Origin of the sequence: Pseudomonas sp. NPDC087697 (genome assembly GCF_044743155.1) — a bacterium.
Classification (GTDB): Bacteria; Pseudomonadota; Gammaproteobacteria; order Pseudomonadales; family Pseudomonadaceae; genus Aquipseudomonas.
On record NZ_JBIUVW010000028.1, the window covers coordinates 1 to 21,315 of the forward strand.

The following is a 21,315-nucleotide window of genomic DNA, read 5'->3' on the forward strand; positions in this document are numbered from 1 at the left end:
CGCCCCCCCCCCCCCCCCCCCGCACCGTATCTAGAAACACCCTCCAACCCCCCTGCGCCGCACGCCCCCCCGGCCCCCCCCCCCCCCCCCCGCCCCGGTTGTCCCCCCCCAACTGACGGAACATGCCTTCCATACCGAAGGTACGGGCTTCGTCCGGGATGATCGGAACGATGCGCGGGCCGATTTCCTTGTCCTTGACCAGTTGCGCGAGGATCCGCACGAACGCCATGGTGGTGGAAATTTCGCGGTCGCCCGAGCCATCGAGGATTGCCTTGAGGGTATCCAGCGACGGGGTCGGTACGCTGAAGCTTTGCGCGCGACGCTGTGGCACGAAACCGCCCAGTGCGGTGCGACGCTCGCTCAGGTAGCGGGCTTCGGCGCTGTTTGGCTCCGGCTTGAAGAACGGCAGGTTCTCCAGCTCGTCGTCCTTGACCGGGATGTCGAAGCGGTCGCGGAACAACTTCAGGCTCTCGACATCGACCTTCTTGGTGTTGTGCGCGGTGTTTTTCGCTTCGCCGGCACCGGTGCCATAACCCTTGATGGTCTTGGCCAGGATGACGGTTGGTTGTTCTTTGTGGTTGACCGCTTCGTGGTACGCCGCGTAGACCTTGTACGGGTCGTGACCGCCACGGTTGAGTTTCCAGATCTCGTCGTCGGACAGGTCTTCAACCATCGCCTTGAGCTCTGGCGAGTTGAAGAAGTGTTCACGCACGAACGCACCGTCTTTGGCTTTGTAGTTCTGGTACTCGCCGTCGATGACTTCGTCCATGCGGCGTTGCAGGATGCCGTCGACGTCTTTGGCCAACAGCGGATCCCAGAAACGGCCCCAGATGACTTTCGTTACGTTCCAGTGAGCACCACGGAACACGCCTTCGAGTTCCTGGATGATCTTGCCGTTGCCGCGAACCGGGCCGTCGAGGCGCTGCAGGTTGCAGTTGATGACGAAGATCAGGTTGTCCAGCTTCTCGCGGCCAGCCAGGGAGATGGCACCCAGGGATTCCGGCTCGTCGCACTCGCCGTCGCCCAGGAAACACCAGACTTTTTGCTTGCCTTCAGGGATGAAGCCGCGGGCTTCCAGGTACTTCATGAAGCGTGCCTGGTAGATCGCCTGGATCGGACCAAGGCCCATCGACACGGTCGGGAACTGCCAGAAATCAGGCATCAGCCACGGGTGCGGGTAGGACGACAAGCCCTGGCCGTCGACTTCCTGGCGGAAGTTGTTCATCTGGTCTTCGGTGATGCGGCCTTCCATGAACGCACGGGCGTAAACGCCTGGCGAGGTGTGGCCCTGGAAGTAGATCAGGTCGCCGCCGTGTTCGTCGGTAGGAGCCTGGAAGAAATAGTTGAAGCCGATGTCATACAGCGTTGCGCTGGAGGCGAAGCTGGAGATGTGACCGCCCAGGTCAGAATCTTTCAGGTTCGTACGCATTACCATGGCCATCGCGTTCCAGCGTACCAACGAGCGAATGCGGCGTTCCATGAACAGGTCGCCAGGCATGCGTGCTTCGTGGGTGACGGGGATCGTGTTGCGGTACGGCGTGGTGATGGCGTAGGGCAGTTGCGAGCCGCTGCGGGTCGCGAGTTCGCCCATACGGGTCATCAGATAGGGAGCACGGTCTGCGCCTTCTGTGTCGTGAACCGATTCCAGGGCGTCCAGCCATTCCTGGGTTTCGACGGGATCGAGGTCTTGCATGGCTTGCTCCAGGGCGGAAAGGCTTCCAGAATCGGTTGCCTGAGTTAGCGACTGGCCTTGTGGGCAGACGTTATAAATTCTTGGAATGCCGGAGGTTGATTCGGCGGCGTGTAGTTTTACTACAAATCGTCGGCCATTTCAGCCTTTCGAATGTATATACGAGTAGTAAAACTACAGAGGATTGGCTTGTGGCCTCCTGCTGCGTTGTGAGAATAATCGTTACTGTTGGTCTTTAGCTAACTGAAATAGGTAGAAGTTTGATGCCGGCTGCCAAAAAAACCGATATTTCAGCTATTTCTAACTTTTGTTCGACAGTCCTTTGCGTAGTGCATTTCATGCGTTCACTACAGACCGCCCTTTCTACGCCGATCAAGGATAGACCATGAGCCTCCCTTCGCTTGCCGAACTGCCGGCCATTCTCCTGCCGTTTGTCAGCCGCGCCGAGCAGTCGTTCCGTGCCGCTGTTGCCCTGTTTGACGATGATCATGGCCTGGCGACCTGGTCGCCTGAGCGCTGGGCAGCGTTTGCCCGAGTGACCGCCGCCAGCGACTTTGTCATTGAACAGAGCCTGCGTGACCCTTTGATGTTGCTTGAGCTGGCGCAGTCTGGCGAACTCGACCGCAGCTTTGCCGCCGGTGAGTTGTGTGCGCAGATTGCGGTCGCTGTGCAGGCCGCCACCACCGAAGATGAATTGGGCCGTGTATTGCGCCGTCAGCGCAACCGCCAGCAAGTACGAATCATTTGGCGCGACCTGACTCGCCAGACCGATCTGATCCAGACTTGCCGTGATCTCTCGGACATGGCCGATGCGAGCATCGATCAGGCTTATCAATGGTTGTATCAGCGCCATTGCCAGCAGTTCGGTATACCCACTGGCCGGCGCAGTGGCGAGCCGCAGCAAATGGTCATCCTCGGCATGGGCAAACTCGGCGCGGTCGAGCTCAACCTGTCATCGGACATCGATCTGATCTTCGCCTACCCCGAAGGTGGCGAGACGGTCGGCGTAAAGCGCCCGTTAGATAACCAGGAATTCTTCATTCGTTTGGGCCAGCGGCTGATCAAGGCGCTGGACCCGATGACTGTCGACGGTTTTGTATTCCGCGTCGACATGCGCTTGCGGCCGTATGGTTCGTCCGGCGCGCTGGTGCTCAGCTTCAACGCGCTGGAGCAGTACTACCAGGACCAGGGTCGCGACTGGGAGCGTTACGCAATGATCAAGGCGCGGGTGGTGGCCGGTGATCAAGCGGCGGGCGCGCAATTGCTCGACATGCTGCGGCCGTTCGTTTACCGGCGATATCTGGATTTCTCGGCAATCGAAGCGCTGCGCACCATGAAGCAGCTGATTCAGCAGGAAGTCCGGCGCAAAGGCATGGCCGACAATATCAAGCTCGGCTCCGGCGGTATCCGTGAAGTTGAATTTATCGCCCAGGCCTTCCAGCTGATTCACGGTGGTCGTGACCTGAGTTTGCAGCAGCGTCCTCTATTGAAAGTCCTCAGTACGCTTGAAGGGCAGGGTTACCTGCCGCCGGCGGTGATCAGCGAGCTGCGCGAAGGTTATGAATTCCTGCGCTACACCGAGCACGCGATCCAGGCGATTGCTGACCGTCAGACGCAAATGCTCCCACATGGCGAGCACGATCAGGCGCGCATTGCCTTTATGTTGGGTTTTGCCAATTGGACGGCGTTCCATGAGCAACTGATGTATTGGCGCGGCCGGGTCGACTGGCATTTCCGTCAAGTGATCGCTGACCCGGATGAAGAGGACGGCGAGGAGCGCGAAGTGGTGGTCGGCGGTGAATGGCTGCCGCTCTGGGAAGAAGCCCAGGATGAAGACGCCGCCTGCCGTCAGTTGGAGGAGGGTGGTTTTGTCGACGCGCCCAAGGCCCTGAAAACGCTCGCCAGCCTGCGTAGCAGTCCGCAATTGCGAGCGATGCAACGCCTGGGGCGCGAACGGCTCGATGCCTTTATTCCGCGTTTGCTGGCGCAGGCGGTGGAGCACGCCAGCCCGGACCTGGTGCTGGAGCGGGTGTTGCCGTTGGTTGAAGCCGTGGCGCGGCGTTCGGCTTATCTGGTGTTGCTCACGGAAAACCCCGGAGCGCTGCGACGTCTGTTGACCTTGTGCGCGGCCAGTCCATGGATTGCCGAGCAGATCACTCGCTTCCCGCTGTTGCTCGACGAATTGCTCAACGAAGGGCGACTGTTCAAGCCACCGTTGGCGCCGGAGCTGGCCGCCGAATTGCGCGAGCGACTGACGCGAATTCCCGAGGATGACCTCGAACAACAGATGGAAGCCTTGCGGCATTTCAAACTGGCGCACCGCCTGCGAGTGGCGGCCTCGGAAATTGCCGGCAGCCTGCCGTTGATGAAAGTCAGCGACTACCTGACCTGGCTCGCCGAAGCCATTCTGGAGCAAGTGCTGGCGCTGGCCTGGCGCCAGACGGTCGCCAAGTACGGCTCGCCGCAGCGTACCGACGGCACGTTATGCGACCCGGGTTTCGTCATTGTCGGTTACGGCAAAGTCGGCGGGCTGGAGCTGGGGCATGGTTCGGACCTGGACCTGGTGTTTATCCACGATGGTGATCCGCAGGCAGAAACCGATGGAGCGAAACCGATCGACGGCGCGCAGTTCTTCACCCGTCTGGGCCAGCGGATCATCCATTTGCTGACCGCCCAGACCAACTCTGGCCAGTTGTACGAGGTGGATATGCGCTTGCGTCCGTCGGGTGCATCGGGGTTATTGGTCAGTTCGCTGGGGGCGTTCCAGCGTTATCAGGAAAACGAAGCCTGGACCTGGGAGCATCAGGCATTGGTGCGGGCGCGGGTGCTGGTGGGCAGTCAGGATGTCGGCCAATCCTTCGAGAAAGTCCGGGCGAAGGTTCTGGGTCGTGCACGCGATTTACCCAAGCTGCGCCAGGAAGTCAGTGAGATGCGCGCCAAGATGCGCGACAACCTGGGGAGCAAGAGCACTGCTGCCGGCACCGCGCCAAATGCCTTCGAAGCCACGGCGCCGTTCGACCTGAAGCAGGACGCGGGAGGTATCGTCGATATTGAATTTATGGTGCAATACGCCGCTTTGGCGTGGTCCGACGCGCACCCTTCGCTGCTCCGCTATACGGATAACATCCGCATTCTGGAAGGCCTGGAGGAGGTCGGGTTGATGCCCGCCGAAGACGCCAGCCTGCTGCGTGAGGCCTATAAGACCTACCGCGCCGCCGCTCACCGCCAGGCCCTGCAGAATGAGGCCGGGGTGATTCCGGGTGACCAGTTCGTCGACGAACGGCAGCAAGTGCTGCGAATTTGGGCAGAACTGGGGTTAAGCTGAGTGGTGCTGGTTGAAACAATGAGCATTTAATTGTAGGAACTGGTAAGCCGGTTCCTACAGTAATTATCGAGGCGGGGAGGCTTATGCCTCCCTTATTCGTTTGTGGATAACTATGAAAATTCTGATCGTTGGGCCCAGTTGGGTCGGTGACATGGTGATGGCGCAGACACTCTTTCAGTGTCTGAAACAGCGTCATCCTCAGTGCGAAATCGACGTGCTGGCCCCCGAGTGGAGTCGGCCGATTCTTGAGCGTATGCCGCAAGTGCGCCAGGCCTTGAGCTTTCCGCTCGGCCATGGCGTGCTGGAGCTGGCAACGCGGCGGCGGATCGGCAAGTCCCTGGCCGGCCAGTACGATCAGGCGATTCTGCTGCCCAACTCGCTGAAGTCGGCGCTGGTGCCGTTCTTTGCCGGCATCCCGAAACGCACTGGTTGGCGTGGCGAGTTCCGTTACGGCCTGCTCAACGATGTACGCACCCTCGATAAAGAGCGTTACCCGCTGATGATCGAGCGCTTCATGGCGTTGGCCTATGAGCCTGGCGCCGAGTTGCCCAAGCCGTATCCGCGTCCGAGCCTGCAAATCGACCCGGCCAGCCGCGACGCTGCGTTGGCCAAATTCGGTCTGGCCCTCGATCGTCCGGTGCTGGCGCTGTGCCCGGGTGCCGAGTTTGGTGAGTCCAAGCGCTGGCCGTCCGAGCACTACGCCAAGGTCGCCGAGGCGAAAATCCGCGAAGGCTGGCAAGTCTGGCTGTTCGGTTCGAAGAACGATCACGCGGTCGGCGAAGACATCCGCTCGCGACTGATTCCGGGTTTGCGCGAAGAGTCGGTGAACCTCAGCGGCGGTACTTCGCTGGCCGAGGCCATCGATCTGATGTCCTGTGCTGACTCGGTGGTGTCCAACGACTCCGGCCTGATGCATGTCGCGGCGGCGCTGAACCGTCCGTTGGTGGCTGTTTATGGCTCGACGTCGCCGGGTTTCACGCCGCCGCTGGCCGAGAAGGTCGAGATCGTTCGTCTGGGCATCGAGTGCAGCCCATGCTTCGATCGCACCTGCCGTTTCGGTCATTACAACTGCTTGCGCCAGCTCACGCCGCAGCCGGTGAACGAAGCCTTAGAACGCCTGCAAGGCGCTCCGGTCGAGGTCCGTTAAGTTGCGGGTACTGTTGATCAAGACTTCTTCGTTGGGCGACGTGATTCATGCGTTGCCGGCGTTGACCGACGCTGCACGGGCGATCCCGGGCATCAAGTTCGACTGGGTGGTGGAAGAAGGCTTCGCCGAGATCCCGGCCTGGCACCCGGCTGTTGGCAAAGTGATTCCGGTAGCGATCCGGCGCTGGCGCAAGAACATCTGGCAAACCATCAAAAGCGGCGAGTGGAAACGCTTCAAGCAAAGCGTTCGCGCCACGAAATACGATTTGGTGATCGACGCTCAGGGCCTGCTCAAAAGCGCCTGGCTGACCCGATACGTCCGCGCCCCCGTGGCTGGGTTGGACAAAAACTCTGCCCGTGAGCCAATCGCCGCGCGCTTTTATTCGCGCCGTCTGGCGGTGGCCCGTGGGCAACACGCGGTGGAGCGAGTGCGCCAGTTGTTCGCCTTGGCGCTGGGCTACGACCTGCCACAAGGGCTTGGCGACTATGGCCTGAACGTCGAGCGGCTGGTCGAGTTGCCACGCAAGAATCCTTACGTACTGTTCCTGCACGGCACCACGTGGGACACCAAGCATTGGCCGGAAGCCTATTGGCGTGAGCTGGCCGAACGCTTGGGCCACGTCGGCATGGCGGTGAAACTGCCGTGGGGCAACCCGGCCGAGAAGGCCCGCGCCGAACGCATCGCCAAGGGCCTGCGCAATGCCGAAGTGCTGCCAAAATTGAACCTGGCCGGTATCGCCAAGGTGCTGGCCGGTGCGCAAGCCTGTGTGGCGGTAGACACGGGTCTCGGTCATCTGGCCGCCGCGCTGGACGTGCCGACTGTGTCGCTGTTCGGTCCGACCAATCCGGGCCTGACCGGTGCCTATGGAAAAAGCCAGGTGCACCTGGCGAGCAACTTCCCGTGCGCGCCGTGCCTGCAAAAGAAATGTTCTTACCAACCGACGGCTGAAGATCAGCGTCGGTTTGATCTCAAACGCGAGTGGCCGTTGTGCTTCACTCGCCTGAACCCCGAGCGTGTCGCGAGCCGTTTAAGCACGCTTTTGCAGCCGCCGTTACTGGCTGAGGAGCTGCACTGATGCAATTGGCTTTTGTCTTATACAAATATTTCCCGTTCGGCGGTTTGCAGCGCGACTTCATGCGCATTGCCCTGGAGTGCCAGCAGCGCGGGCATCGGATCCGCGTCTACACGCTGATCTGGGAAGGTGATGTGCCTCCGGGTTTCGAAGTGCTGGTGGCACCGGTCAAAGCGATCTTCAACCATCGCCGCAACGAGAAACTCAGTGCCTGGATGGAAGCAGACCTTGCCAAGCGTCCGGTGGACCGGCTGATCGGTTTCAACAAAATGCCGGGGCTTGACGTCTACTACGCTGCTGATGGCTGCTTCGAGGACAAGGCGCAGACCCTGCGCAATTCCCTCTATCGTCGCTGGGGCCGCTACCGGCACTTCGCCGAGTACGAGCGCGCAGTGTTCGCCAAAGATGCGAAAACCGAAGTGTTGATGATTTCCGAAGTCCAGCAGCCACTGTTCATCAAGCATTACGACACACCACTTGAACGCTTCCATCTGCTGCCACCAGGCATTGCTCTGGACCGTCGTGCGCCGGCCAATGCGGCCGAAATCCGCGCTGAGTTCCGTCGCGAATTCTCCCTGGCCGACAATGAATTGTTGCTGGTGCAGATCGGTTCCGGGTTCAAGACCAAAGGTGTCGACCGCAGCCTCAAAGCCTTGGCGGCATTGCCTGCGGAACTGCGTAAACGTACCCGGCTGTTTGTAATTGGCCAGGACGACCCCAAAGTATTCCAGTTGCAGAGTGCCGCGTTGGGGCTCGGCGATAGCGTGCAGTTCCTCAAGGGCCGCAGCGATATTCCGCGTTTCCTGCTCGGCGCCGATCTGCTGATCCACCCGGCGTACAACGAAAACACCGGGACGGTATTGCTTGAAGCACTGGTGGCCGGTTTGCCGGTGCTGGTCAGTGCGGTGTGCGGTTACGCGCATTACATCGCCGAAGCCGACAGCGGTCTGGTGCTGGACGAACCGTTCGAACAGGCGCAACTCACGCAGTACCTGACGACCATGTTGAGCGACGACGCAGCACGTGCGGCCTGGGGCCGCAACGGTCTGGTCTACGCCGACACGGCCGATCTCTACAGCATGCCGCAGCACGCGGCGGATGTGATTCTGGCGGAGCAACACTGATGAAGTTGATTCTTGCCGAGCCGTTCAAGAGCCTTTGGGCCGGACGCGATGCGTTCACCGAAGTCGAAGGCCTGGAGGGCGAGGTTTACCGTGAGCTCGAAGCTCGCCGGACCCTGCGCACCGAAGTCGCCGGGAGCGGCTTCTTTGTGAAAATTCACCGGGGCATTGGCTGGGGCGAGATCTTCAAGAATCTGCTCACCGCCAAACTGCCGGTACTCGGTGCTGGCCAGGAATGGCAGGCCATCCAGCGTTTGCAGGAAGTCGGTGTGCCGACCATGACCGCCGTTGCTTACGGCGAACGCGGCAGCAACCCGGCAGACCAGCACTCGTTCATCGTCACGCAAGAGCTGGCGCCGACCGTCAGCCTGGAAGACTTCAGCATCGATTGGGTCAAGCAGCCGCCTACGCCTGCACTCAAGCGTGCGCTGATCGCCGAAGTGGCGCGGATGACAGGCATGATGCACCGCGCCGGGGTCAACCACCGCGACTGCTACATCTGCCACTTTCTGCTGCACACCGATAAGCCGGTTACGGCCGACGACTTCAAGCTCTCGGTGATCGATTTGCACCGTGCCCAGACCCGCCGTTCGATCACCAAACGCTGGCGTAACAAGGATCTGGCGGCACTGTATTTCTCGGCGCTGGATATCGGTCTGACGCGTCGCGACAAGCTGCGTTTCCTCAAAGGTTACTTCCAGCAGCCCTTGCGCCAGATTTTGCGCGAAGAGGCGTCGTTGCTGGCGTGGCTCGAGGGCAAGGCCAACAAGCTTTATGAACGCAAACAGCGCTATGGAGATGCGCTCTGATGGTGGGGCGGAACCTGAAACCGCTGCACCGCCAAGAGTCTCGACTCAAGGCCTTCAACACGCGCCTGACCGCTCGACGCAGTCATAAGGAGACGCGTTGATGCGTTTGTCTGAACTGAAAAACCTCGGTCGCACACCTGGCTTGCCATTGAACATCGAACTGGCGGACGCCGCTGGGCCGGCCCAGTTGCAACTGCTCAGCTTGCTGCGGGTTCTGCCGGGCCAGCGTTATGTGGGCGCCGCTGTTTGGCGCGGACGTCCGGTGCTGGCCAAGCTGCTGGTGGGTAGTAAGGCTGCCAAGCATTTTCAGCGTGAATTGGACGGTGTACGCCTGCTCGCTGCTCAAGGGCTGATCACGCCGTTGTTGTTGGCCGATGGCTTGAAAGACGGCGAGGGTGGCTGGCTGCTGTTCGATTTTCTCGAAGGAGCCGAAAGTCTCGGCGACGCCTGGAAACAGGTCGAAGCACTGCCGGCGCTGGCGGACGAGCAAGCGGCAGTGTTGGCCGAAGCGCTGGCGGTCATCGGTCAATTGCACAGCAAGGGCCTGTGGCAGGAAGACTTGCACCTGGACAACTTGCTGCGCCACAGCGGCCAGCTGTACTTGATCGATGGTGCGGGTATTCGTGTCGAGCAGGCTGGTCAGCCGTTGTCCCGACAGAAAGTCCTGGAAAACCTCGGAGTGTTTTTCGCCCAGTTGCCCAAATCGCTTGAGTCGTTCACCGAAGAGTTGTTGGTGTATTACCTGCTGAGCAACGGTGAGCACGCGTTGCCGCTGGAGGCTTTGCAAAAACAGGTCAATAAGGTTCGCAGCTGGCGCTTGAAAGACTTTCTGATCAAGGTGGGCCGTGAATGCACGCTGTTCAGCGTGTGTCGTGGGGCATTCGGATTGCGCGCGATTCGTCGCGAAGAAGAGGCGGCCATGTTGCCGGTATTGGCGCAGGCCGATGCGTTGCTCGATCAGGGGCATCTGTACAAGACCGGTGGTGCGGCGAGTGTTGGCAAGGTCGAGGTGGCGGGGCGCACGCTGCTGGTCAAACGTTACAACATCAAGGGTTTTGCCCATTGGCTCAAGCGCTTCTGGCGCCCGAGCCGCGCCTGGCACTCGTGGCGCGAAGGCAATCGCCTGGCGTTCCTTGGCATCGCCACGCCGAAACCGTTGGCGGTGTTGGAAAAGCGTTTTTTCTGGTTGCGCAGCCGGGCCTATCTGATCACCGAATACCTGTCGGGACCGGACATCATCGAACGCTTCGCGCCGTTCGTTGAAAGTGGTGATGCGCCTGAAGCTGAGTTGCTGGCGCTGGATCACTTGTTTGCCGAGCTGATTCGCGAGCGCATCAGTCATGGGGATTTCAAGGGGCATAATCTGTTTTGGGACATGGATCGCTGGTCGTTGATTGACCTGGATTCGATGTGTCAGCACGGTTCGCTGAGTAGCTTTGCTCCGGCGTATGCGCGGGATCGGGCGCGGTTTATGCGTAACTGGCCTGAGAGCAGTGCGTTGTATCAGGTGATCGATCAGCGTTTGCCCAAGGATGTGTAGGAGCTGCCGCAGGCTGCGATCTTTTGATCTTGGCGGCCTGACAGCCGACCAATCTCCCGCAGGTGTACACCAATCAAAATTGTAGGAGCCGAGCTTGCTCGCGATGGCAGCCTGACAGCCGGCCAATCTCCCGCAGGTGTACACCAATCAAAACTGTGGGAGCCGAGCTTGCTCGCGATGGCAGCCTGACAGCCGGCCAATCTCCCGCAGATGTACACCAATCAAAACTGTAGGAGCCAAGCTTGCTCGCGATGGCGACCTGACAGTCGGCCAATCTCCCGCAGATGTACATCAATCAAAACTGTGGGAGCGAGCCTGCTCGCGATGGCGGCCTGATAGCCGACCAATCTCTTGCAGGTGTACATATCCATTCCTGCGGTAACGGCCACTTAGGGTTTCGCCCTGACGGCGACTCACTTTTTTTACAAGCGCCTAAAAAAAGTAAGCAAAAAAACGCTCGCCCCGAGCGTACGGCACCTCGCCAAGGCTCGGCGTTCCCTCGCTCCGGTGCCCATCAGGGGGCATCGCCTACGGTCTGCTTCGCGACGACCTCCTCTCGATGTGTCCGGCTGCGCCGTACGGCGCTGCGCGCCAACCCCCTGATGAACACCTGCACTCGGCCTTCCGAAGGGGCGGGTAGATCAAAAGCAAAGCACGGCGGCCTACCGGCCGGCCTGAGTGGTTGGGGCGTGTACGGCTTTAGATGCTGATCATTTGTAGATGTACATCGATCAAAACTAATGTGGGAGCGGGCTTGCTCGCGAAGGCGGACTGGCAGTCAACTGAGATGTTGAATGTGATGGCCTCTTCGCGAGCAAGCCCGCTCCCACAGTGCGGTGTTACTGCTGTTCTGGTTGATCGAAACTATCCAGCGCTCGGTTCACCAACAGTTCCCCCAACGAGATCATCTGCTGAATCGCCAGCGCCACATGTCGGCGCGTGCCTTCAAGCTCGAATGCCAGGTCGCTGGCAAGCACATTGACCGAGGCGAGTGTTTCCGAGGCGTGGGCCAGCAGGGTTTCGTTATCCAGATCAGGGATCACCGCGAAGATGTTGGAGGGACGTTTGTCGGGCAGGTTGCCCTTGTCGAACGGCGGTTTGAGGTGGTGATCCAGCGCGCGCTCGGCGGCGTCGTGGAGTTTTCTGGAATCGTTGGAGGCGTACGGGGAAGTGCTTGGGGTTTCAGGGGGATTTGGAGTGACTTTGTGCATGATGAAGCTCCCAGAGTAGTGGAGCTGCCACAAGGTCTTCTCACGGACTTGGGGTGGCAGCCGTACGCGGGGTGAGAAACCGGGACTCTAGGAACCCGGCCACGCCGAAGCGTGCCCGCGCACAGCCGCCATAACTTGAGCGACAGACGAAAAAATCGTCTGCACTGTATAGGGTGGTCGGCTGTGCGCCTAGAGGTGTCCGGATTCTCACGTCCGGTCGCTGAATTGGCAGCGACCCCCGAAGACTAGACGCGCACTTTCCGAGCGACAACCTGAAAAACATGTCGGATGCTTCTCTGAAACCTACAGGCTTTATAAACATCGTTCTTTTTGTCGTTGTCGCATGCTGTGTCCTTTTGATTATGAACATTGTGCGTCAAACAACCTCTGGGTCATTCCTGCCATCTTTACGCTATAATCCCGCCCTTTAGCTGTTTCTCGCCCTTTTGCGAGGACACATTATCTTCAGGCGCATGTCGCCTGCATGCAGACTAATAGAGGCTAGACCCCTGTGGCATTGACGATTCTTGGCCTGTCCGGCGCCCTTAGCCATGATCCTTCCGCAGCCTTGTATATCGACGGCAAGCTGGTCGCGGCCGCTGAAGAAGAGCGCTTCGTACGCGATAAACATGCAAAGAACCGCATGCCTTACGAATCGGCGAAGTTCTGTCTGGAACAGGCTGGCATCAAACCTTCCGACGTTGACGTAGTGGCGATCCCGTTTGCCCCGATCAGCCTGTTCGGCAAGGCCCGCTGGCACTACGCCAAGCGTTACTGGTACGCCCCGGACCGCGCACTTGACGCGATCCTGATGGGCAATCGTCGCTACAAACGCTATCGCAACAAGATCGTCTGGTGCCTCGAGCAACTGGGCTTCGATCCGAAGAAAATCAAGATCGAGCCGGTCGAGCATCACCTGGCTCACGCCTCCAGCGCCTACCACTGCTCCGGTTTCAAAGAGAAAACCGCAATCCTCGGGATCGACGGCAAGGGCGAGTACGCCACGACCTTCTTCGGTTATGGCGAGAACGGCAAGATCCACAAGATCAAGGAATTCTTCGATCCGGATTCCCTCGGTGGCCTGTATGGCGCGATCACCGAGTTCCTTGGTTTCGAGATGCTTGACGGTGAGTTCAAGGTCATGGGCATGGCGCCGTACGGCGACGCCAGCAAATATGATTTCTCCCGTCTGGCTTCGTTCGAAAACGGCGAGTTGGTGATCAACACCGATTACGCCAACGTCATCGGCCTGCGTCGCTACAAAGAGAAGGGCAAAGGCTTCTACTTCTCGCCGAAGCTGATCGAGTGGCTGGGGCCCAAGCGCGAAGGCGATATCGCTGACGAACCGTACATTCACTACGCCGCGAGCATGCAAGCGCTGTTCGAGAAACTGGCGTTGCAGATGATCGACTACTACCTGGGCGACGTGCTCAAGGAAACCGGCAAGCTGGCTTTCGCCGGCGGCTGTGCGTTGAACGTCAAACTGAACCAGAAAATCATCGCTCGCGACGACATCAAAGAGCTGTTTGTACAGCCAGCGTCCGGTGATGCCGGCACCGCGGTGGGTGCAGCAGCCTACGTGTCCCACGCTCGTGGCGTACCGGTCGAGAAGATGGAACACGTCTACCTCGGCCCGTCGTACAGCAACGAAGACGTGATCGCAGCCTGCGCCCGTCACCCGAGCGCGCCCAAGTGGCGCAAGCTCGTCGACATGCCGGAGAAGATCGCCAAAATCATGGTCGACGGTAATCCGGTGGCCTGGTTCCAGGGTCGCATGGAGTTCGGTCCGCGTGCGTTGGGTGGTCGTTCTATCATCGGTTGCCCAAGCGCCACTGGCGTGGCGGACCGGATCAACCATCAGATCAAGTTCCGCGAGCGCTGGAGGCCTTTCTGCCCGTCGATGCTCGACACCGTGGCGCCGCAGATGATCAAGATCGATCACCCGGCCCCCTTCATGACCTTCACTTTCGAAGTGGCTGAAGAGTGGAAAACCCGCGTGCCGGAAGTCGTCCATGAAGACGGTACTTCCCGTGCCCAGGTGCTCAAGCGCGAATACAACCCGCGCTACTACGACATGATGAAGGCGCTGGAAGTGCTGACCGGTAACGGCGTGTCGCTGAACACCTCGCTGAACCGCCGCGGTGAGCCGATGATCTGCTCGCCGACCGACGCCCTGAACATGTTCTTCGGTTCCGATCTACAGTATCTGATCATGGAAGACATTCTAGTGGTCAAAGACGGCGCGGACGCTTATGACACGCTCGGCTGAACGCCACGTGCTGCAGTTCTGTCACGGCTATGACGGGCCGTTCCTGGACTGCGCCCGACAGTACGCCAGCCTGTTCGCAGGGTCCGGCTATCGAGTGACCACGGTGTTTCTCACCGGGGTCGCCGACGCCGAGGTCGCAGCAGGTTGTGCGTCTGATGAAGTGCTGTTCATGGAATACAGCTCCAAGGCCATTCGTGGCCTGAAGCTTTCGGCGATTGCCGATCTGCGCAGAATCGCCCAGTCGCGCAATTTCAGTTTCTGTATTGCCCACCGCTTCAAGCCGATCTACATCGCCTTGCTTGGCACGGCGCTGCCGGTGATCGGCGTGCACCACGGCTTTGGTGATTACCAGCGGCGCACGCGCAAGCTGTTCGCGCATATTTTCCGCAAGCGTCTGAGCCTGCTCGGGGTCTCCGATGCGGTGCGCGACGACATGCGTCGGTGCCTGCCGAAATGGCCGGCGGCGCGGATTCAAACCCTCTACAACCGCATCGATGTCGACACGCTGCAGGCGTCTCAGGTGTCCTTTGATGAGGCGCGTGACGCCTTGGGTCTGTCGCCGGATGCGTGGGTGGTCGGCAACGTCGGTCGCCTGCACCCGGACAAGGACCAGGCCACCTTGCTGCACGGTTTTGCCCAGGCCTTGCCGCGTTTGCCGGTCGACAGCCAACTGGCAATTCTCGGCACCGGGCGTCTGGAGCGGAACCTCAAGGAACTGGCTCTCGAACTCGGTATCGGTGACCGCGTGCTGTTTCTCGGTCAGGTGCCAGAGGCGCGTCGCTACTTCCGGGCCTTCGATGTGTTCGCCCTGAGCTCCGACTACGAACCGTTCGGCATGGTGCTGCTCGAAGCCATGGCCGCTGGCGTGCCGTTGCTGGCTACCGCATGCGGCGGTGCGAAGGAAGTGGTCGAAGGCGTTGGTATTCTGTTCCCGCTGGGCGATGCCGAGCACTTGGCGCAAGGGCTGCAACACCTGGCCGTGATGAATCAACACGAGCGCCAGGTATGTGCCGAGATGATGCTTGATCGCCTGCGCGAGCGCTTCTCGGATCGCGCAGTACGCGACGCGTTCTGGCGTCTGCCGCACGTCATTGAACTGACGGCGAGGGCCTGATGCTTAACCGATTTCAAGGCTGGCGCGAGCGTGGTTGGTCCGTTGTCGACGCGTCGACCTATAACAATGCCTGGCAGCGTTTTGGCGGCAGCGTGGCGACTCATCCACTGGTGGTCGAACGTCTGGCGCAGTTGGCCGATATCCCGGTGCGTTACCTGGCCTGGGAGCAGGGTGGCGAACTGAAAGCCGCAATCCCGACCTGGGGCCGCGACCTGGCATTGTCCAAAGACGTGCTCAAACGTAACGGCAAGAAAGGCCTGTTCGATCTCGGCAACGCTGAGTTTATCCTGCCGGCTGCGGCCGATGCGCAGGCGCTGCTGCGTCACCGCGGGCGCTACCTGTCGGCGCTGAATGAAGGCCGTTTTACCGGTCTCAAACCGCAAACCGAACAACTGGCCATGGCCCGTACACCTGAAGAACTGTCGAAGAAGTTTCGCTACAACCAGCGTCGTGAACTGCGTTTGCTGGAAGAGGCGGGCGGCGTGGTGAGGCCGGTCAGCGAGTTCTCCAGCCAGGAACTGGCGGCGATCTACTGCGATCTGTTTCAGCGCCGCTGGGGTTTTCCTGCGACCGGTGCGCCGCGCATGAGCGAGGTGCTCGAACTGCTGCGCGAGTTGCTGATCGGCTCGGTGATCTTCCTCAACGACGCACCGATTGCGATTCAGTTGGTCTACCGCGTTGAAGCGCCGGAGTGGATCAGTGTCGAGTACATCAACGGTGGAGTTGACCCCGAGACTCGCGAGTTCAGCCCCGGCAGCGTATTGAGCTTCCTCAATACCCAAAGTGCCTGGGAGCAGGCACGCGCGATCGACAAGCCGCTGCGCTTTTCCTTCGGGCGTGTCGATCGCGAATACAAGGACCGTTGGTGCAACCCTGTGCCGGTGTTCACGGTATGAGCCAGACCATCAGCCGCAAGCAGCAATTGCTCAAGCGTCATCGACGTAACAAACGCATCGGTCTGTTGATCGCACTGTCGCTGTTGATTGCTGTTGGTGTGCTGGTGACATGGTGGCTGCCGCTGGTGCTGGCGGTCCTGGCCTGGATCGCCCACGAGGCGTGGTTTGCTGACCACTTGTTTTATTCGCCCGAGGACGATTACCAGTACAGCTTCCCGCCGTACACCCAGCAACCCAAGGTTCGCCTGGACGGTGGACGTCTGTTGCTGGACGAAGGCGTGATCCTGACCGACGACACTACATTGGTGCTGGCGCTACGGATAAAGAGCACCTGGCTGGGACGCTTTATTGATCCGGTGGTCGAGTTGTCGGGTGGCGATGATCCGGACCGACAAACCTTCGAGCGTGGTGTAAACGGCCTGCGTTACCTCAACCTCAGTGGTCAGGCGGGCGTTCTGTCGCAGGGCCATTTACGTTTGCGCGGGCACTTCTGCCGATTGCTCGGCGAGCCAGTGCTCTGGTCGTTCGAACAACCTGATTACCGTCGTCAGCGAGTGATGGTGATTGCGCCTCATGCCGACGATGCCGAGCTGGCTGCTTTCGGTTTGTACAGCCAGGCCGACGAGGCCTGGATCGTCACGTTGACCGCCGGTGAAATCGAAGCCGAGCACTATCGGCAGATGGGGCTGAGCGCCGTCGAAGCTTCGCGGATCAAGGGCCGCTTGCGCGCCTGGGACAGTATTGCAGTACCGCGCTGGGCCGGCGTGCCTGAGGCGCAATGCGTGCAACTGGGGTATTTTTGCCTGCAACTGGCCGCCATGCAGGCTGCGCCGGATCAGCCGATTGCCTCCCGGGAAGCGGACTTGAGCGATACCCGGCTGTTTCGCCAATTGAACCCGTTTTCCCTGCCCGGCGACAGTGACGGCGCACCGACCTGGAATAATCTGCTGGCCGATTTGCGTGAGTTGCTGCTCAAGGCTCGCCCTGAAGTGATCGTCCTGCCACACCCAGCGCTGGACCCGCATCCTGATCACATCTGCGCACAGCAAGCCGTACTTGAAGCCTTGCAGGGCCTTGAGTGGCAGCCGACGACAGTGCTCGGCTACGCCAACCACCTGCATGATAATGATCGCTGGCCAATGGGCGATTCAGGGGCCGGGATTGCATTGCCGCCGGTGTTCGATTCAGCGCACGTGCTGCAGCCGTATTGCCTGGCATTGTCGATTGAGCAGCAGCGTGACAAGGCCATGGCGCTGGGGATGATGCATGACCTGCAACCGCGAATGCCGTTCAAGCGTCGATTGCGTCGCTCGATACAACAGTTCCTGGCTGGAAGAGCGCCGTCGCCTCTCGGAGAGAACGAGTTTTTCCGCAAGGCTGTCAGGCGTCATGAGCTGTTCTGGTTTTTTAAACACAAATAAAGCTGCATGGGTATAGCGTTGCCTCGTGTTCTCATCTCTATAGTGAGCTCCCAGTGATTAATCCGTCGCCACGCATTCTTTTCATTATTTCTTATTTCGGTCGCTGGCCGTTCTGGATGCCGTTCTTTCTCGAAAGCTGCCGGCGCAATGCGGATATCGACTGGCTGTTGTTCAGTGACTGCGGTACTCCGCAGAACCTGCCAGACAACGTAAAGATCGAGAACATCGGTTTCAGCGAATACTGCCAATTGGTGTCGCGACGCCTGAATATCGATTTCTCGCCTGCCAGGGCTTACAAGCTCTGTGACATCAAGCCAGCGCTCGGCTATATCCATGCCGATCGCCTGGCGGGTTACGATTTCTGGGCTTTCGGCGATATTGATCTGGTGTATGGTGACCTGCGTCGCTATTTCACTGCTGAGCGATTGGCCCGCTTTGACCTGTTGTCGACCCATGAGCGACGAGTCGCCGGGCACCTGTGCCTGATACGCAATACGGCTCGCCAGCGTGAGTTGTTCATGCGGATCAAGAACTGGAAAACGCGTTTTACCGATCAGAAGCAATACGCTCTGGATGAAGGGGCGTTCAGCCGGATATTCCTCTGGCGCAAGAATTTCCCCAAACCGTTATTCAATCTGGTTGGCAAGTTCAACCCGTGGCGGCGGCGCAGTGAATTCACCGAAGCGTTCAGCACTCCTGGCGGCCATATCAAGTGGCACGATGGCACTGATGATGTTCCCCAGCGTTGGTACTGGCGTGATGGTTGTTTGACTAATGATCGGGACGGTGACCGCTCGTTTCCGTATTTCCATTTCTATATCTGGAAACGCAATGAGTGGTCACGGATGTCCGAGCCTGATCCTGAATACGTAAAAGGCCTGGCTGCCAAGTCGGCCTGGGTCATTGACGCAACAGGATTCACCGGGGATGAGCCATGAATCAGCGTTCCAAGGTCTTGCAGCTACAGCCGGACTACAACGTTAAAGCGCACGATTTTGCCGACCTTGCGGAGCAGATCGTCAAGGCCCTGCCGGTAGAGCGTTATGAAATAACAGCGGCGTTCTTGCGCGGCCGGCCGGGGCCGGGTGAGGCCGTGAGCCGTGCCGATCGCTCGGTCTATTTCGAATTTTCCGACAAGTCCCTCAAGGGGATGCGCCTGCGAGCCATGTGGCGGCTGTATCAGTTTTGCCGAAAAGAAAAGTTTGATGTGGTCATCTGCAACCGCTTCAAGCCGGTGAATATGCTGTTGCAACTCAATCGCTGGCTGAAAATACCCTTGTGTATCGGTATCTCTCATGGCTTCGGTGAGTACGACCGTTTTTACCGGCGGCGTCAGACCAAGAGCCTTGTCGACGGCCACTGGCGTTTTGTCGGCGTGTCGCCAGCAGTCAAACAGTACTTGCTGGATTGTGATTGCGGTTTCACTGACAGCAATACCTATGCCATTACCAATGCCATTGATATCGAGCAGGCTGAAGGCTTGCAGCACTCTCGTCAGCGTTCGCGCGAGTTGTTGGGGCTTGATTCGTCGGTACGCTTGATCGGCGCGCTTGGGCGTCTGGTACCCGTTAAAGGTCATACTTATTTATTGCAGGCCTTTGCCGCGCTCAAGGATAAATATCCCCAGACTCAATTGGCGATCATCGGTGCCGGTCGCGAAGAAGCACGTTTGACCAGTGAAATTGAGCGATTGGGTCTGTGCGGCCGTGCGCATCTCTTGGGGTTCAAGGAAAACGCCCTGCAGTATGTTCGCGCGTTCGATATCTGGACCATGCCCTCGTTGGCCGAGGGATTGGGCCTGGCATTACTCGAAGGCATGAGCGGCCACTTGCCAGTGATTGCCTCGGATGTGCCGGCCATGCTTCCGCTGGTTCAGGGCGCTGGCGGTCTTGCCGTCGAGCCTGCGAATGTCCCGTCTCTTGTCAGGGCGCTGGATACGTATCTGGGGCTTTCGGATGAGGACCTCAAAACCAAAGGTGAGCTGGCCTACCGTTATCTGCAAGAGCAGCACGATATCGACGTGTTCCGTCAGGAGTATCTGCAATTGATCGACTCTGGGTTGAGTCAGGCCCGTAAGGGGGAAGTATGAAAGACGATCAACCTGTGGTGACGGTGATCATCGCTTCCTATAACCACGGCCCGTACATAGAGCAGAGTATTCTCAGCGTCTTGAATCAGACCTATTCGAATATCGAATTGCTGGTCGTCGATGATGGCTCCAAGGATGACAGCGTCGAGCGTATCCGTCGGCTGCAAGAACAACACTCGTTCGATTTCCGGGTTCAGCAGAATCAAGGGCTGACCAATACGCTCAATGGTGCGATTGCTCGGGCCAAGGGCAGCTTGATTGTCCCGTTCGGTTCTGACGACATCATGTTGCCGGAGCGGATAGCGATTCAGGTCGCTTACATGGACGGTAAACCCGAGGTCGGTATTTGCGCCGGCAACATCGAACTGATCGACGCCGATGGCAAGCTCTTTCCCGAGAAACGTCAACGCCGGGATGTGCCGTTCCGACGCCTGGACTTTGATGACATGTTCCTCGAGCGCAAACCTTATCCGCCGGCCCCGACGCTGATGATTCGGCGTGAGGCGCTGGACAAGGTGGGTGGCTTCGACCCGAATATTCGTCTGGAGGACCTGCTGATCGAATTGAAGGTGACTCACGCGGGTTACTTCATTGATGGTCTGAATGTACTGATGGCGCGCTATCGCAAGCACGCGACCAACTCGTACAAGAATCATCGCTTCATGATCGACAACATTCTGCGGTCCTACGCGCTGTTCAGCGATCATCCGTCGTATGACGAGGTGCGTTACAAATTCCTCAACTCGATGTTCCTCAAAACCTCCAATCGCGATCGGGCGCTGGCTCGCGAGCTGCTGACGCAGATCCCTTTCAAAGCCTGGACTGGCAAGACCTGGCGCGGATTGGCGCGGTTGTGTTTTTCCCCGCTGGAAAAGAGCTGAGGGGGCAATCAAATGGGCTGGATTCAACGCTTTCTGGAAAAGCGCGCCAAGCGCGCCATTCGCAAGTTGCCGAAGAGCGAGCGCGGCGTCGTGCGTTTCAAGCAACGCTATCCCGAGTATGAGTTCGGCCGTGGTAGCTATGGTATGCCGCACGTACATGATTGGCACGAAGGGTCCACGTTGCGCATTGGTGCGTATTGCTCAATCGCCGAAGGTGTGCAGATTTTTCTCGGTGGAAATCATCGTGCAGACTGGGTGACGACTTATCCGTTTCCGGCGATGCTGCCGGGCGCTGCACACATCAGCGGCTACGCCGGTACCAACGGTGACGTGACGGTCGGCAGCGATGTGTGGCTCTGTTCCAACAGTACGCTGCTGTCGGGTGTGACGGTAGGTGATGGAGCTATCGTTGCTGCTGGCGCGCTGGTCACCAAGGATGTCGAACCTTATGCGGTGGTCGGCGGCAACCCGGCGCGATTCCTGCGCTGGCGTTTTCCGGAGGAGCAGCGCCAGCTGTTGTTGCAGAGTGCTTGGTGGGAGTGGCCGGAGGACGAGATAACAGAGGTGGTTGGCAAGCTCTGCTCTGAGGATATTCAGAGCTTTCTTGCTTATGCCTCTCAACGGTGAGTCAGGGAGTATGGGCATTGCTCAATTTCGACACCTTGCGTAAGCATCGCAGTCCGCCATTTATTGCCGGCGCCCACGGGCATGCCTTGTTCGAGGCCTTGTA

The 21,315-nt window shown here is 59.2% G+C and carries 16 protein-coding genes; 14 read left to right on the plus strand and 2 right to left on the minus strand.

Translation table 11 applies throughout. The features are described 5' to 3' along the window. Nucleotides 1-1,693, minus strand: a 1,693-nt coding sequence (gene aceE, locus ACIPIN_RS18540; RefSeq protein ID WP_401120785.1) for a pyruvate dehydrogenase (acetyl-transferring), homodimeric type, incomplete at its 3' end; no start/stop codon positions are given. A 382-nt stretch (nucleotides 1,694-2,075) separates the two neighbouring features. On the opposite strand from aceE, the gene glnE reads away from it, so the two are divergent. The 6 genes from glnE to ACIPIN_RS18570 all read left to right on the plus strand — a co-directional run bounded on the left by glnE (nucleotide 2,076) and on the right by ACIPIN_RS18570 (nucleotide 10,704). Next, the gene (gene glnE, locus ACIPIN_RS18545; protein WP_401120786.1) at nucleotides 2,076-5,015 is read left to right on the plus strand and encodes a bifunctional [glutamate--ammonia ligase]-adenylyl-L-tyrosine phosphorylase/[glutamate--ammonia-ligase] adenylyltransferase; all 2,940 of its coding nucleotides are present in this window, start codon (nucleotides 2,076-2,078) and stop codon (nucleotides 5,013-5,015) included. Nucleotides 5,016-5,127: 112 nt separating this feature from the next. Further along, entirely contained in the window at nucleotides 5,128-6,162 is a 1,035-nt protein-coding gene (gene waaF, locus ACIPIN_RS18550; protein WP_401120787.1) for a lipopolysaccharide heptosyltransferase II, read from the plus strand. A 1-nt stretch (nucleotide 6,163) separates the two neighbouring features. Continuing rightward, a complete protein-coding gene (gene waaC, locus ACIPIN_RS18555; protein WP_401120788.1) occupies nucleotides 6,164-7,237 on the plus strand; it encodes a lipopolysaccharide heptosyltransferase I in 1,074 nt (357 codons plus the stop codon). Beyond that, nucleotides 7,237-8,358, plus strand: a complete 1,122-nt coding sequence (locus tag ACIPIN_RS18560) for a glycosyltransferase family 4 protein (protein WP_401120789.1) — start codon at nucleotides 7,237-7,239, stop codon at nucleotides 8,356-8,358. Before waaC ends, ACIPIN_RS18560 begins: the two co-directional genes overlap by 1 nt. Next, nucleotides 8,358-9,164: a lipopolysaccharide core heptose(I) kinase RfaP gene (gene rfaP / locus ACIPIN_RS18565; RefSeq protein WP_401120791.1), complete on the plus strand. Its 807-nt coding sequence runs from the start codon at nucleotides 8,358-8,360 to the stop codon at nucleotides 9,162-9,164. Before ACIPIN_RS18560 ends, rfaP begins: the two co-directional genes overlap by 1 nt. Before the next feature lie 100 nt (nucleotides 9,165-9,264). Then, entirely contained in the window at nucleotides 9,265-10,704 is a 1,440-nt protein-coding gene (locus tag ACIPIN_RS18570) for a lipopolysaccharide kinase InaA family protein (protein ID WP_401120792.1), read from the plus strand. An 839-nt stretch (nucleotides 10,705-11,543) separates the two neighbouring features. On the opposite strand, the gene ACIPIN_RS18575 is transcribed toward ACIPIN_RS18570, so the two are convergent. After that, nucleotides 11,544-11,915 (minus strand): DUF6124 family protein, encoded by a 372-nt coding sequence (locus tag ACIPIN_RS18575; protein ID WP_401120794.1) that lies wholly within the window; start codon nucleotides 11,913-11,915, stop codon nucleotides 11,544-11,546. Between the two features lie 511 nt (nucleotides 11,916-12,426). Between ACIPIN_RS18575 and ACIPIN_RS18580 the strand changes: the two genes are divergently transcribed. The 8 genes from ACIPIN_RS18580 to ACIPIN_RS18615 are packed head-to-tail and all read left to right on the plus strand — an operon-like array spanning nucleotide 12,427 to nucleotide 21,212. After that, entirely contained in the window at nucleotides 12,427-14,184 is a 1,758-nt protein-coding gene (locus ACIPIN_RS18580) for a carbamoyltransferase (protein WP_401120795.1), read from the plus strand. Further along, the gene (locus ACIPIN_RS18585; protein ID WP_401120796.1) at nucleotides 14,168-15,298 is read left to right on the plus strand and encodes a glycosyltransferase; all 1,131 of its coding nucleotides are present in this window, start codon (nucleotides 14,168-14,170) and stop codon (nucleotides 15,296-15,298) included. The genes ACIPIN_RS18580 and ACIPIN_RS18585 overlap by 17 nt, the downstream gene beginning before the upstream one ends. After that, a complete protein-coding gene (locus ACIPIN_RS18590) occupies nucleotides 15,298-16,194 on the plus strand; it encodes an antimicrobial resistance protein Mig-14 (RefSeq protein ID WP_401120797.1) in 897 nt (298 codons plus the stop codon). Before ACIPIN_RS18585 ends, ACIPIN_RS18590 begins: the two co-directional genes overlap by 1 nt. Before the next feature lie 8 nt (nucleotides 16,195-16,202). After that, nucleotides 16,203-17,615 carry a PIG-L deacetylase family protein gene (locus ACIPIN_RS18595; RefSeq protein WP_401120870.1) on the plus strand — a complete coding sequence of 471 codons (1,413 nt, stop codon included), beginning with the start codon at nucleotides 16,203-16,205 and terminating at the stop codon, nucleotides 17,613-17,615. A 53-nt stretch (nucleotides 17,616-17,668) separates the two neighbouring features. After that, nucleotides 17,669-18,553 carry a DUF6625 family protein gene (locus tag ACIPIN_RS18600; protein ID WP_401120799.1) on the plus strand — a complete coding sequence of 295 codons (885 nt, stop codon included), beginning with the start codon at nucleotides 17,669-17,671 and terminating at the stop codon, nucleotides 18,551-18,553. Further along, nucleotides 18,550-19,704 (plus strand): glycosyltransferase, encoded by a 1,155-nt coding sequence (locus ACIPIN_RS18605; RefSeq protein ID WP_401120801.1) that lies wholly within the window; start codon nucleotides 18,550-18,552, stop codon nucleotides 19,702-19,704. Before ACIPIN_RS18600 ends, ACIPIN_RS18605 begins: the two co-directional genes overlap by 4 nt. Next, entirely contained in the window at nucleotides 19,701-20,585 is an 885-nt protein-coding gene (locus ACIPIN_RS18610; protein WP_401120803.1) for a glycosyltransferase, read from the plus strand. Before ACIPIN_RS18605 ends, ACIPIN_RS18610 begins: the two co-directional genes overlap by 4 nt. A 12-nt stretch (nucleotides 20,586-20,597) precedes the next feature. Then, nucleotides 20,598-21,212, plus strand: coding sequence for a CatB-related O-acetyltransferase (locus ACIPIN_RS18615; protein WP_401120805.1), 615 nt, complete (start codon nucleotides 20,598-20,600; stop codon nucleotides 21,210-21,212). Nucleotides 21,213-21,315: the final 103 nt, after the last annotated feature.

Excerpts from the sequence above, each read along its gene's own strand:
- glnE (WP_401120786.1), top strand. The coding sequence starts at position 2,076 with ATGAGCCTCCCTTCGCTTGCCGAACTGCCGGCCATTCTCCTGCCGTTT.
- ACIPIN_RS18560 (WP_401120789.1), top strand. The coding sequence starts at position 7,237 with ATGCAATTGGCTTTTGTCTTATACAAATATTTCCCGTTCGGCGGTTTG.
- ACIPIN_RS18570 (WP_401120792.1), top strand. The coding sequence starts at position 9,265 with ATGCGTTTGTCTGAACTGAAAAACCTCGGTCGCACACCTGGCTTGCCA.
- rfaP (WP_401120791.1), top strand. The coding sequence starts at position 8,358 with ATGAAGTTGATTCTTGCCGAGCCGTTCAAGAGCCTTTGGGCCGGACGC.
- waaF (WP_401120787.1), top strand. The coding sequence starts at position 5,128 with ATGAAAATTCTGATCGTTGGGCCCAGTTGGGTCGGTGACATGGTGATG.
- ACIPIN_RS18585 (WP_401120796.1), top strand. The coding sequence starts at position 14,168 with ATGACACGCTCGGCTGAACGCCACGTGCTGCAGTTCTGTCACGGCTAT.
- ACIPIN_RS18615 (WP_401120805.1), top strand. The coding sequence starts at position 20,598 with ATGGGCTGGATTCAACGCTTTCTGGAAAAGCGCGCCAAGCGCGCCATT.
- ACIPIN_RS18605 (WP_401120801.1), top strand. The coding sequence starts at position 18,550 with ATGAATCAGCGTTCCAAGGTCTTGCAGCTACAGCCGGACTACAACGTT.
- ACIPIN_RS18590 (WP_401120797.1), top strand. The coding sequence starts at position 15,298 with ATGCTTAACCGATTTCAAGGCTGGCGCGAGCGTGGTTGGTCCGTTGTC.
- ACIPIN_RS18610 (WP_401120803.1), top strand. The coding sequence starts at position 19,701 with ATGAAAGACGATCAACCTGTGGTGACGGTGATCATCGCTTCCTATAAC.
- ACIPIN_RS18575 (WP_401120794.1), bottom strand. The coding sequence starts at position 11,915 with ATGCACAAAGTCACTCCAAATCCCCCTGAAACCCCAAGCACTTCCCCG.